Annotated in this window: 12 protein-coding genes; 8 read left to right on the forward strand and 4 right to left on the reverse strand. The window is 74.7% G+C overall.

The window, feature by feature from the left end:
* The first annotated feature begins 225 nt into the window (after nt 1-225).
* Nucleotides 226-1,707 carry a glycoside hydrolase family 6 protein gene (locus tag ACQ614_RS28170; protein WP_431681589.1) on the forward strand — a complete coding sequence of 494 codons (1,482 nt, stop codon included), beginning with the start codon at nt 226-228 and terminating at the stop codon, nt 1,705-1,707.
* 134 nt (nt 1,708-1,841) lie between these two features.
* Here the strand turns inward: ACQ614_RS28170 and ACQ614_RS28175 are convergent, their stop codons facing one another.
* Nucleotides 1,842-2,687 (reverse strand): phosphotransferase family protein, encoded by an 846-nt coding sequence (locus ACQ614_RS28175; protein WP_431681590.1) that lies wholly within the window; start codon nt 2,685-2,687, stop codon nt 1,842-1,844.
* A gap of 67 nt (nt 2,688-2,754) precedes the next feature.
* Between ACQ614_RS28175 and ACQ614_RS28180 the strand changes: the two genes are divergently transcribed.
* Nucleotides 2,755-3,198 carry a hypothetical protein gene (locus ACQ614_RS28180; RefSeq protein WP_431681591.1) on the forward strand — a complete coding sequence of 148 codons (444 nt, stop codon included), beginning with the start codon at nt 2,755-2,757 and terminating at the stop codon, nt 3,196-3,198.
* Between the two features lie 91 nt (nt 3,199-3,289).
* Here the strand turns inward: ACQ614_RS28180 and ACQ614_RS28185 are convergent, their stop codons facing one another.
* The 3 genes from ACQ614_RS28185 to ACQ614_RS28195 form a co-directional block, all read right to left on the reverse strand.
* Nucleotides 3,290-4,180, reverse strand: coding sequence for an ADP-ribosylglycohydrolase family protein (locus ACQ614_RS28185; protein WP_431681592.1), 891 nt, complete (start codon nt 4,178-4,180; stop codon nt 3,290-3,292).
* A gap of 110 nt (nt 4,181-4,290) precedes the next feature.
* A complete protein-coding gene (locus tag ACQ614_RS28190) occupies nt 4,291-4,878 on the reverse strand; it encodes a TetR family transcriptional regulator (RefSeq protein ID WP_431681593.1) in 588 nt (195 codons plus the stop codon).
* A 36-nt stretch (nt 4,879-4,914) separates the two neighbouring features.
* Nucleotides 4,915-5,931: an aldo/keto reductase gene (locus ACQ614_RS28195; RefSeq protein ID WP_431681594.1), complete on the reverse strand. Its 1,017-nt coding sequence runs from the start codon at nt 5,929-5,931 to the stop codon at nt 4,915-4,917.
* A 539-nt stretch (nt 5,932-6,470) separates the two neighbouring features.
* Between ACQ614_RS28195 and ACQ614_RS28200 the strand changes: the two genes are divergently transcribed.
* From ACQ614_RS28200 to paaE, 6 genes are all read left to right on the forward strand, one after another.
* Nucleotides 6,471-7,859, forward strand: a complete 1,389-nt coding sequence (locus ACQ614_RS28200; protein ID WP_431681595.1) for a M20 family metallopeptidase — start codon at nt 6,471-6,473, stop codon at nt 7,857-7,859.
* A gap of 260 nt (nt 7,860-8,119) precedes the next feature.
* On the forward strand, nt 8,120-9,067 hold the full coding sequence (paaA, locus tag ACQ614_RS28205) for a 1,2-phenylacetyl-CoA epoxidase subunit PaaA (RefSeq protein WP_431681596.1): 948 nt from the start codon (nt 8,120-8,122) through the stop codon (nt 9,065-9,067).
* Nucleotides 9,064-9,357 (forward strand): 1,2-phenylacetyl-CoA epoxidase subunit PaaB, encoded by a 294-nt coding sequence (paaB, locus tag ACQ614_RS28210; RefSeq protein ID WP_030265759.1) that lies wholly within the window; start codon nt 9,064-9,066, stop codon nt 9,355-9,357. The genes paaA and paaB overlap by 4 nt, the downstream gene beginning before the upstream one ends.
* A gap of 31 nt (nt 9,358-9,388) precedes the next feature.
* Complete coding sequence (gene paaC, locus ACQ614_RS28215) at nt 9,389-10,270, forward strand: 1,2-phenylacetyl-CoA epoxidase subunit PaaC (protein WP_431681598.1); 882 nt, start codon at nt 9,389-9,391, stop codon at nt 10,268-10,270.
* On the forward strand, nt 10,270-10,752 hold the full coding sequence (paaD, locus tag ACQ614_RS28220; RefSeq protein ID WP_431681600.1) for a 1,2-phenylacetyl-CoA epoxidase subunit PaaD: 483 nt from the start codon (nt 10,270-10,272) through the stop codon (nt 10,750-10,752). Before paaC ends, paaD begins: the two co-directional genes overlap by 1 nt.
* Nucleotides 10,753-11,820, forward strand: a complete 1,068-nt coding sequence (paaE, locus tag ACQ614_RS28225; RefSeq protein WP_431681601.1) for a 1,2-phenylacetyl-CoA epoxidase subunit PaaE — start codon at nt 10,753-10,755, stop codon at nt 11,818-11,820. It abuts the gene before it with no gap.
* Nucleotides 11,821-11,830 lie beyond the last annotated feature (10 nt).

An 11,830-nucleotide genomic window follows, 5' to 3' on the forward strand; every position in this document is an offset into this window, starting at 1 on the left:
GCCCGGTGCCCGGGCCCGCCGATTCCGGAGTCTTCCCCTTCGCTTCGGGAGCGCTCCCATCAGGGGCTTGGTCGCAGCCGTCGAACAGCGTCGAAACTTCCTTCTGCACAAGGGATTTCCCTCAACCGCCCGCGCGGCTACTATCGGCCGCGGTCGAGCGGGAGCGCTCCCACGCCCGGCGGCCGTCCCATCCTCTCCCACCCGAGAGCACGCGGAGGACCAACAGTGCGCACCCCCCACAACGTCCGACGGGCCGTTCCGGTGCCCGGCCACCCCACTCACGACCGCCCACGGCACGCCGCCCGCCGCGGCCGGGCCGCCGCCCTGGCCCTGGCTGCAGGCGCCGTCGCCGCCGCCGTCCTGGCCGGCACCCAGACCGGAGCAGGCGCCGCCGTGCAGGGCAGCCTCCCGGCGGACACCCAGTTCTGGAAGGACCCGGCCTCCCAGGTCGCCAAGTGGGTCGCCGCCAACCCCAGCGACTCCCGGACACAGGTGATCTCCAAGCGGATCGCCAGTCAGTCGCAGGGCATCTGGTTCGCCAACTACAAGCCGGACACCGTGACCTCGGACGTCCGCGCGATCACCTCCGCCGCCGCCTCGGCCGGCCAGGTGCCGGTGCTCGTGGTGTACGAGATCCCCAACCGCGACTGCGGCGGCGCCTCCGCCGGCGGCGCGCCCGACCTGGCCGCGTACGACGCCTGGGTCACCAAGTTCGCGGCCGGACTGGGCAGCGGGCGCTCGGTGGTCGTCCTGGAGCCCGACTCGATCGCCCTGACCACCTGCCTCTCCGCCCAGCAGCAGGCCGACCGCTTCGCCTCGCTCTCCCGGGCCGGTGCCGCCATCCACGCGGCCGCGCCCAACGCCAAGGTCTACCTCGACGGCGGCCACTCCACCTGGAACAGCGCCTCCGAGCAGGCCAACCGGCTGCGCAGCGCCGGCATCGCCAACGCGGACGGCTTCTTCACCAACGTCTCGAACTTCAACACCACCTCGGGCGAGGTCGGTTACGCCAAGTCCGTGCTCTCCGCACTCGGCAACCCGGCCAACCTGCACGCCGTGATCGACACCAGCCGCAACGGCAACGGGCCTGCGGGCGGAGTCTGGTGCGACCCCTCCGGCCGGAAGATCGGCAACTACCCGACGGCCGCCACCGGCGACGCCGCCATCGATGCCTTCCTGTGGGTGAAGCCGCCGGGCGAGGCCGACGGCTGCGCGGCCGCCGCCGGCACCTTCGTGCCCGACATCGCCTACCAGCTGGCGCAGAACGCGGCCGACCCGAGCACCCCGCCGACGTCCCAGCCGCCCACGTCGCAGCCGCCGACCAGCCAGCCCCCGACGTCCCAGCCGCCCACCTCGCAGCCCCCGACCTCGCAGCCGCCGACCGGTACGGCCTCCTGCGCGGTCACCTACCGGGCCAACTCCTGGACGGGCGGCTTCACGGCCGATGTGTCGGTCAAGAACACCGGCACCGCCGCGATCAGCGGCTGGACGCTGAAGTGGACCTTCCCCGGCGACCAGAAGGTCACCAGCGCCTGGAACGCCAAGGTGACGCAGACCGGCGCCGCGGTCACCGCCACCGACCTCGGCTACAACGGCTCGCTGGCCGCCGGCGCCTCCACCGCCTTCGGCTTCCAGGCCACCTACGGCTCCGCCAACCCGTCCCCGACCGCCTTCACCCTGAACGGCTCCACCTGCACCGTCGCCTGACACCGCAGCACGCCGCACCCGACGGCCGCCGACCGCTTCCCCACAGCGGTCGGCGGCTCCGCCTTTGCCGGGCGGACGGGATCGGCACCGGGCCGACCACAACCTGCCGGCCCGGGCGCACAAGCCCTTCGGCCTCAGGTGAGAAGTGCGGACAGCCGGGCGGCCTGCCGCTCGGCCGTTCCCGGCGGGTTGCGCGGATTCCGGGGGTCGTCGAAGGACAGGAGGAACAGCCACACGAGCGCCAGCAGCCTGCGGCATTCCGTCAGCCGCACGCGTTCGGCGGCAGTCAGGTCGAACAGGCCGAGGAAGGCCTCCGCGTCGAGGGGCGGACCGACCCAGGCGGCCACGTGCTCCGTGATCTCCGCCAGTTCGAAGGGGCGGTCGCTGAGTCCGGAGTCCTCGAAGTCGACGACCCGCACACGACTGCCGTCCCAGAGATAGTTGGCGAGATTGCCGTCCCCGGGGCCGAAAACCACGGGGACGTCCGGCCGGTCGGCCCCGTCCATGCCCGAACGGGCCAGCCAGTCGAGGCCGCGGTCCATAGCCGCCGCCACCGCCCGGCCGACGTGCGGGCGGGCCTGCGGCGCCCAGGCGCTGATCCGGGCGACGAGTTGATACTGTCGGCCGGGCCGGGGAGGGACCTCGGCCAGGACCTCTGCGGGCACGGCCGTGTACAGCTCGCTCGCTGCCGCTGCCAGAGCCCGCAACTGCTGATCACCGAGCGGCTTCCCCCGCAGGGCCTCACCCGGCAGGCGCGACATCACCACCACCAGCTCCGCCGCCGCAAGGCCGGCGCTCAGCGGGACGGGGGCCAGGCCCGGTGCGTGGGCGGCGAGCAGCGTCAGTGCACGCCACTCGCGCTCGCACGCTCCGCGGCTCTCGCGCCGGAACCTCTTGGTCACACTGTCCGGCCGAAGCTCGACGGCGTGAGTGCTCCAGGGAACGGACGTCATGGGACGCGATCTTTCCAGCAGGCACACGACCACCGCCGCCCCGGACCGGAAACAGCCCTCAGGCGTGGCCGGGCCGAGGCACTAGCCTCTTGCGGTGACCGGGACCGAATTCTCCGAGGTGGACCGCAGGCTGCGGGCCGTGCTCGACAGTCTGGGCGAGACGGCGGCGGGCAGCTTCACCGTGCGTGAATCGGGGGAGGACGGGTGCCGGCAGGTCGCGGTCGAGCCGCGCCGGCGGGACGCGCTGGGGTTCTGGTGGAGCCACTGCGGGGGCATCGTCCTCGGGGTGGATGTCCGCGGTGTCTCCTGGGAGCTGCAGCCGACCGCCGAGGACTTGGACTTCCTGGCGGAGGTCGTCCGGAGCGTGGCGGCCGGCCGGGTCCGTGCCGTCCTCGCGCCGGGCCGGGCGGAGGTGACGGTGTTCCTGGCCGACGGCACCTGTGAGAGGCGGAGCAGCGGGCAGGCGCCGGTGGGGTGCCTGCCGCTGCCCCTCTGGCCGCGCTGGGGACGGCGCCTGGAGTACGCCGCCTATCGGTGACCGGCGCCCTTCGCGGGGCCGGGCGTCGTCGCCGGACCCGGCGATGGATCAACCAAGTGCGGACCGTCCGAGTGCCCGTGGAGGCTCCGGATCAGGCGGTGACCCAGTCGGGCAGGTCCTCGCGGGCGGCGAGCCAGGTGGCGGGGACGCCGGAGAGGCCGGTGCGGGCGGCGACCACGCCGGCGGCGATGGCGCAGGTGGTGTCCATGTCGCCCCAGCCGCCGAGGGTCTCCCAGAGGGCGTCGGGGAGGGAGTCGAGCGCGCCGGCGGCCGACCACAGGGCGAACGGCACGGTGTCCTGGGCGGAGAGGCCGGCGCCGGAGCCGAGCACGACGGCCGCGTGCCGGACGGTGGTGCCGGCCGGGAAGCGGGCGGCCGTGCGCAGGCCGGACCGGACGTCGCTCTCCGGCAGGTGCCCGGCGACCTCCTGGAGGAACTCGGCCCGGCCGGGTGGGGCCGAGCCCCGGCTGCGGGCGGCGACCGCCACCGCGACCGCGCCGGCCTCGGCCTCCGGGTGGCTGTGGGTGGTCCGCGCGGAGAGCCCGGCCTGCTCGGCGACGACGGCGAGGTCCTCGGCGAACCAGGCGCCGAGCGGGGCGACCCGCATCGCGGCGCCGTTCCCGTGCGAGCCCTGGCCGCCGAACATCGCGGTGGTGACGGACCGCCAGTTGGCGCCCGCCTGGACGGCCCGCATCACCTGGTGCATCGACGGCCCGTACTTGCGGTGCGGCGCGGCGGTGTAGGCGGCGGCGAACTCGCGGGCGAGCCCGTCCTGGTGGACCTCGCCGTGGCGGCCGAGGTGCCGGAGGAGGACCAGGGCCATGGCGGTGTCGTCCGTCCACTTCCACGGCCCGGGGCGGGGGATGCGGGCGGCCTGCTCGGCGGCGGCCTCGTCGACGCGCGGGGAGAACCAGCGGTCGCCGAAGGCGTCGCCGAGGGCGAGGCCCTGCAGGCTGTCCAGGGCGGGGGCCGGTGCGCGCATGTTGTCCTCCGGGTGAGAATGACCGTGATCGGCATTCTCGCGGCCGGAGGGCCGGGCGGGCGAGCGGATTTCCGCGGGCGGCGGGCCGCGGCACGCGGTGCCGGGCGCCGTCAGCGGCCGCGCAGGCCCTCCAGGAGCAGCGACCAGAGCGCCTCGAAGTCGGCCTCCGCCGTCGGGCGGGACCACTCGGCGGCGTGGGCGGGGTCGTGGAAGTGTGCGGTGGCCAGGAACACCGAGCGGGCCACCGGCCCGGCCGGGGTGTCGCGGAACTCGCCCCGGCGGACGCCGTCCTCGACGATCGCCCGGATCTGGGCGACCAGGGTCTCGATGTGCGCCTCCACGGTGGTGCTGACCTCGCCGACCAGCGCCATGTAGGTGGCGAACATCTCCGGGTCCTCCAGCGCCTTCTGCCGCTTGGCGGCGAACAGCGTGGCCAGCCAGCGGTGCAGCCGCTCGGCCGCCGGGCCCGGTTCGGCGGCGATCGCGGCGAGTTCGTCGTGCGCGCGGTCCAGCCAGCGCTGGGTGACGGCCTCGCGCAGCGCCGCCTTGCTGGGGAAGTGCCGGTACACGCTGCCGTGGCTGACGCCGAGGGCGCGGGCGATGTCGACCACGGTGGCCTTCGCCGGGCCGAACCGCCGCAGGACGTCCTCCGCCGCGCTCAGGATCTGCTCGGCGGTGAGTGCGTTGTCCGTGGCCACGGGGAGGCGTCCTTCGGGTCGTTCGGCGGCGGCTGCTCAGCGCTCGCTGTCGAGGAGCGCCATCTGTGCCGCAGCGTACCTGTCGCCGGCGGCCGAACCCTCGGGCACGGCGGCCTCGACGGCGGCGAGGTCCTCCGCGGTGAGGGTGATCTCCAGCGAGCCGAGCGCCTCGGCGAGGCGGTCGCGGCGGCGGGCGCCGACCAGCGGCACGATGTCCGCGCCGCGCGAGGCGACCCAGGCGATGGCGGTCTGCGCGACGGTGGCGCCCTTCGCCTCCGCGACCGAGCGCAGCGCCTCGACCAGGGCCAGGTTGCGGGTCAGGTTGTCGCCCTGGAAGCGCGGGCTGAAGCCGCGGAAGTCGGTTGCGCCGATCTCCCGTTCGGCGCTCCAGTGGCCGCTGAGCAGCCCGCGCGAGAGCACGCCGTACGCGGTGATGCCGATGCCCAGCTCGCGGGCGGTGGGCAGGACGTCGGCCTCCAGTGAGCGGGAGATCAGCGAGTACTCGATCTGCAGGTCGCTGATCGGGTGCACGGCGGCGGCCCGGCGCAGGGTGTCGGCGCCGACCTCGGAGAGGCCTATGTGCCGGACGTACCCGGCCTTCACCAGCTCGGCGATGGCGCCGACGGTCTCCTCGATCGGGACGTCCGGGTCGAGGCGGGCGGGGCGGTAGACGTCGATGTAGTCGGTGCGCAGCCGGCGCAGTGAGTAGGCGAGGGCGGTCTTGGTGGCGGCCGGGCCGGCGTCGTAGCCGAGCCAGCTGTTGTCGGGGCCGCGCTGGGCGCCGAACTTCACGCTGATCTGCACGGATTCGCGGTCGCGGCCGCGCAGGGCGTCGTGCAGCAGGAGCTCGTTGTGGCCCATGCCGTAGAAGTCGCCGGTGTCGAGCAGGGTGACGCCGGCGTCGACGGCCGCGCGGACGGTGGCGATCGACTCGGCCTCGTCGGCGGGCCCGTACAGGTCGGACATGCCCATCAGGCCGAGGCCGAGGGCGGAGGTCTCCGGCCCGGTGGTGCCGAGGGTGGTGCGGGCGGGGCGTGCGGTGGTGGCGGGCATGGCGGTCTCCCTGGTGTCTGCGGACGGAAGGCTCCGTGATTCGACTATGGCATGTCGGATGACAGATTTCAATTTCTGTCATCCAATGCGGGCGGGAGGTGGGGAACAGAGGTATGACCGATACCAAAGGCTGATCGGCCGTCACCCGTCGGACGTGGATCGCCCGTCCGCAGGCGGTTCGTTCTGCCGAAGCGTCGCCGCAGGTCCATCGTGGGAGGCGGGACGCGCGAACCCCGTTCGCCTGCGGGGCGCGGGCCGCCGGGCCACCTCGCACGGAGACGAACCGGTCTTCTAGGCTCACGTCCGGGCCTCCCCGGCGGCCGGTGCCCGGCCGCACCGCGCACCGGGGGTGCCGTCCACCGGCCCCGGACGACCGGGGCCGCCGGAGCGAGCGAGGAGGACGACGTGTCACCCAGTCCGAGGTTGCACCATCGGCCGTCACCCAGCCGGATGCCCGACCCGGCAGCAGCCTGCAGTCCGCAACAACCGCCACAACCCCGGCCGGCCGCCCGGACCGCCACGGGTTGTGGAGGTGCGAGGTGAGCCCGCATACCGTCCTCCCGGTCGAGCCGGGAAGCGCACCGGCCGGAGCCGCGGCCGGACAACCCGCGGCCGACCGCGCCGCCGACGGCGAACCCGCGAATACCGCGGCCCGCCCCGCGCCCGTGGCCGGGCCCGCCCCCACCGGCACCGCCGACCCGGCAGCCGACCCCTCCCCGGGCACCCCGCCGAGCGGCACCGCCGCCGCCCCCGGACTGCCCGCCCTGCCGGGCCTCCCGCAGGCGCTCACCACCCGGGCCCGCACCCTCGCCGGCGCCGTACGCCGCCGCTGCGCCGCCCTTGCCGCCATGGAGTCGCCCACCGGCGACGCACCCAGACTCGACGCCCTCGCCGAGGAACTGTCGGCCGGCTTCCGCGCCACCGGTGCCGGATCCCGCCGCGAGAGCGGCCCGGCCGGCGACCACCTGGTACTCGAATGGCCCGGCCGGGACGAGTCCCTGCCGCACCTGCTCGTCGTCGGGCACCACGACACCGTCTGGCCCGTCGGCACCCTCGCCGACTGGCCGGTCGAGGAGCGCGACGGGCGGCTCAGCGGCCCCGGCGTCCTCGACATGAAGGCCGGACTCGCCCTGCTGGAGGGCGCCATGGCCCTCCTCGCCGACCTCGGCCAGCGCCCGCACCGGCCGGTCCGGCTCGTGGTGGTCGCCGACGAGGAGGTCGGCAGCCCGGACGGACGACGCGTCGTCGAACGCCAACTCCCCGGCGCCGCAGCCGTCCTGGGCCTGGAACCGCCGCACCCCGACGGTCGGCTCAAGACCGCCAGGCGCGGCTCCACCCGCGTCCTGCTCAGCGTCACCGGGCGGGAGGCACACGCCGGCAACAACGCCACCGAGGGCGTCTCCGCGGTGGACGAGCTGGTCGACCAGCTGGTGGCCGTCCGCGGCCTCGGTCGGCAGCCCGGCACCGAGCTCAACACCGGCCGGATCACCGGCGGCACCCGCGCCAACGTGGTCGCCGGCCGCGCGGAGGCCGAACTCGGCCTGCGCTTCTCCACTGCCGAGGCGCAGCGCCGCGCCCTCGACACCCTCGCCCACCTCACCGCCCTGCGGCCCGGCGCCAAGGTCTGCACGGAGGTGCTCTCCAGCCGTCCGGCCTGGCCCGAGCGGTCCGCCAACCCGTTGCTGCGGCACGTCCGTTCGCTCGCCGCCGCACTCGGGCAACAGCTCGACGGCGCTCCTGCGGGCGGGGCCGGCGACACCAACCTGGCCGGAGCCCGCGGCCTGCCCACCCTCGACGGCCTCGGCGCCGTCGGCCGAGGCCCGCACGCCCGCCACGAGCACGTGGTGGTCGACCAGTTCGCCCCGCGGATCGCCCTGCTGGCGGCGCTCCTCGCCGTACCGCTGCCCCGCCTGCGCGACCGCGCCTGACCCGGGCCCGGGACCGGTCCGGGCGGCCACCCCGCCCGGACCGGCCACCCCGGGCCCGGAACCTCGCGCCCGCCGCCGGGACCCGTGCCTCCCACCCTCCTCCCTCGCCGCCGTCCCGGCCCCCGGCGCCGCGCCCCGGCACCCCCCTTGTGGCGCGGTTTATCCCCCGTCCCCTTCGTCACCTTGGCTGTGCCTTGTCAGGGCGGCGGGTCGGCGTACAGAATGGGACCGACCGAACGGTCAGTCGGGAGGTGGGTTGAGTGACGGCAACAGAGCTGAGCGAGGCGGCCCTGGAAGGGCGCTTCGACGCGGTGGTGGCCGCCGAGCAGCGGATCGAGCCGCGGGACTGGATGCCGGACGCCTACCGGGCGACCCTGGTCCGCCAGATCGCGCAGCACGCGCATTCGGAGATCATCGGCATGCAGCCGGAGGGCAACTGGCTCACCAGGGCCCCCTCGCTGCGCCGCAAGGCGATCCTGCTGGCCAAGGCGCAGGACGAGGCCGGGCACGGCCTGTACCTGTACGCGGCGGCGGAGACCCTCGGCGTCGACCGGGCCGAGCTCACCGAGAAGCTGATCAGCGGCCGGCAGAAGTACTCCTCGATCTTCAACTACCCGACGCTGACCTTCGCCGACGTCGGCGTGATCGGCTGGCTGGTGGACGGCGCGGCGATCTGCAACCAGGTGCCGCTGTGCCGCTGCTCCTACGGCCCGTACGCCCGGGCGATGGTGCGGATCTGCAAGGAGGAGTCCTTCCACCAGCGGCAGGGCTACGAGCTGCTGATGACGCTGATGGCCGGCACCGACGCCCAGCGCCGGATGGTGCAGGACGCGGTGGACCGCTGGTGGTGGCCGTCGCTGATGATGTTCGGCCCGCCGGACGACGACTCGCCGAACAGCGCACGGTCGATGGCCTGGCGGATCAAGCGGCACTCCAACGACGACCTGCGCCAGCGCTTCGTCGACATGACCGTGCCGCAGGCCGAGCACCTCGGCGTCACCCTCCCGGACCCGGCGCTGAGCTGGAACGAGGAGCGGGGCAGCTGGGACTTCGGCGAGCCCGACTGGTCGGAGCTCAAGAAGGTGATCACCGGGCAGGGCCCGTGCAACACGCAGCGCGTCGAGCGCCGCAGGGCCGCCCACGAGGACGGCGCCTGGGTCCGCGAGGCGGCCCTGGCGTACGCGGAGAAGAAGCGGAGCGCACAGTGAACGCGAACCGGGCCGGCTGGCCGCTCTACGAGGTGTTCGTCCGCCCGCGGCGCGGCCTGAACCACGTCCACGTGGGCTCGCTGCACGCGGCCGACGACCGGATGGCGCTGCTCGCCGCCCGCGACCTCTACACCCGCCGCAACGAGGGCGTCAGCCTCTGGGTGGTGCCCTCCGCGGCGATCACCGCGTCCACCCCGGACGAGCAGGACCCGTTCTTCGCCCCCAGCGGGGACAAGGTCTACCGCCACCCGACCTTCTACGACATCCCCGAGGATGTCCCGCACATCTGAGCCCGTGCCCGTCCGACCAGGGGATGCCGACATGACCGACGACCACGTCTACCTGACGCTCAGCGAGGCCGAGCCGGGGCCCGAGGGCGAGGCCCGCTGGGCGTACGGCACCGGGTTCGCCGACCCGCTGCTGGGGGTCGACACCGCCCTGCCGGCCGGCGTGGACGGCGCCGACCTCGCCGCCTACTGCCAGATGCTCGGCGACGACGCCCTCGTGCTCGCCCAGCGCCTCATCGAGTGGTGCACCCGGGCGCCGGAGCTGGAGGAGGAGGTCGCCCTCGCCAACCTCGGCCTCGACCTGCTCGGCCAGGCCCGCCGGCTGCTCACCCGGGCCGGCCAGGCGGACGGCTCCGGCCGCACCGAGGACGACCTCGCGTACTGGCGCGAGGACCACGAGTTCCGCAACGTGCGGCTGGTCGAGGTGCCCAACGGCGACTTCGCGCACACCGTCGCCCGGATCCTGGTCTTCGCCACCGCCCGGCACGCCCTGTACCGGCGGCTCGTCGAGCACGCCGACCCGGTGCTCTCCGCGGTCGCCGCGGCCGGCGTCAAGGAGCTCGCCTACCACCGCGAGTGGGCGCAGGAGTGGCTGCTGCGCCTGGGCGACGGCACCCCGTACTCGCACGAGCGGATGCAAGCCGGCCTCGACGCCGTCTGGCCGCTGCTCGACGAGCTGTTCACCCCGCACCCGGTCGAGCTGCGGCTCGGCACCGACCCGGCCGCCCTGCGCGGGCCCGTGCTGGCGCTGCTCGCCGACGACATCGCGGAGGCGACCCTGACCGTTCCGGACGCCGCCCCGCTGGCGTACGTCGGCGGGCGGGCCGGGCGCGACGGCGTCCACACCGAGGCCCTCGGCCTGCTCCTCGCCGAGCTGCAGGTCGTCGCCCGCGCCCACCCGGGGGCGACCTGGTGATGACGTCCACGACCACCCGCGCCTGGGAGGCGGCCGCCGCCGTCACCGACCCGGAACTGCCGATGCTCACCCTCGCCGACCTGGGCGTGCTCGCCGGGGTCGAGGAGCAGGGCGACACCGTCACCGCCTGGCTGACCCCGACCTACTCGGGCTGCCCGGCGGTCGCCGAGATGGCCGCCGACGTCGACGCCCGGCTGCGGGAGGCCGGCTACACCGACGTCCGGGTGCGGCTGCGGCTCGACCCGCCGTGGTCCACCGACCTGATCAGCGCCGAGGGGCGCCGCAAGCTCGCCGAGGCGGGCATCGCGCCCCCGGCCGCCGGCGGCCTGCTGCAGCTCGGCCCGACCCGGCGCACCGTGCACTGCCCGCAGTGCGGCTCCGCCGACACCGAGGAGCTCTCCCGCTTCGGCTCCACCGCCTGCAAGGCGCTCTGGCGCTGCCGCAGCTGCCGCGAGCCGTTCGACCGGATCAAGGAGATCTAGATGGCCGTCCGCCGCCCGACCTTCCACGAGCTGCGCATCGCAGCGCTGGAACCGCTCTGCGAGGACGCCGTCGCGGTCACCTTCGAGGTGCCGGGCGGCCTCGCCGAGGAGTTCGCCTTCCGACCCGGCCAGACGCTCACCCTGCGCCGGATCGTGGACGGCGCCGACGAGCGCCGCTCGTACTCGCTCTGCTCGCCGGTCGGCGGGTCGCTGCGGATCGCGGTGCGCGAGGTGCCCGGCGGCCTGTTCTCCCGCTGGCTGGTGCACGAGGCGCGGGTCGGCGAGGCCGTCGAGGTGATGCCGCCGACCGGGCTGTTCACCCCCGAACTCGGCGAGGCCGCCGAGCACGTGCTGGTCGCCGCGGGCTCCGGCATCACCCCGATGCTGTCCATCGCCGGCTCGGTGCTCGCCGCCCACCCCGGCTCCCGGGTCACCCTGCTGTACGGCAACCGCCGCAGCGACACGGTGATGTTCTCCGACGAACTCGCCGACCTGAAGGACACCCACCTCGACCGCTTCCAGCTGGTCCACGTGCTCTCGCGGGAGTCCCGCGACGCCGAACTGCTCAGCGGCCGGCTCGACCCGGAGCGGACGAAGGCCCTGCTCGGCGCCCTCGTCGACGTGCCCACCGTCGACCACTGGTGGCTCTGCGGCCCGTACGGCATGGTCGTCGGCACCAAGCACCTGCTCGGCGAGCTGGGCGTGCCCGCCGACCGCGTCCACCAGGAGCTGTTCCACGCCGAGGACGAGCCCGAGTACGAGCGCGGCGAGGATGCCCCCGTCTCCGGCGACCTCAGCGAGGTCACCGTCGTCCTCGACGGCCGCTCCAGCGTGCTCGCGCTGCCCCGCGACCGCTCGGTGCTGGACGGCGCCCAGCGCTCCCGCCCCGACCTGCCGTTCGCCTGCAAGGGCGGCGTCTGCGGCACCTGCCGCGCGCTCGTCTGCGAGGGCGAGGTGGAGATGCGGCGCAACTTCGCCCTGGAGGAGAAGGAGGTCGCCGCCGGCTACGTCCTGACCTGCCAGGCCCGCCCGGTCACCGACAAGGTCACCGTCGACTTCGACGCCTGAGGGGCAGACC

It is taken from the genome of Kitasatospora dryopteridis, from assembly GCF_050749075.1.
Classification (GTDB): domain Bacteria; phylum Actinomycetota; class Actinomycetes; order Streptomycetales; family Streptomycetaceae; genus Kitasatospora.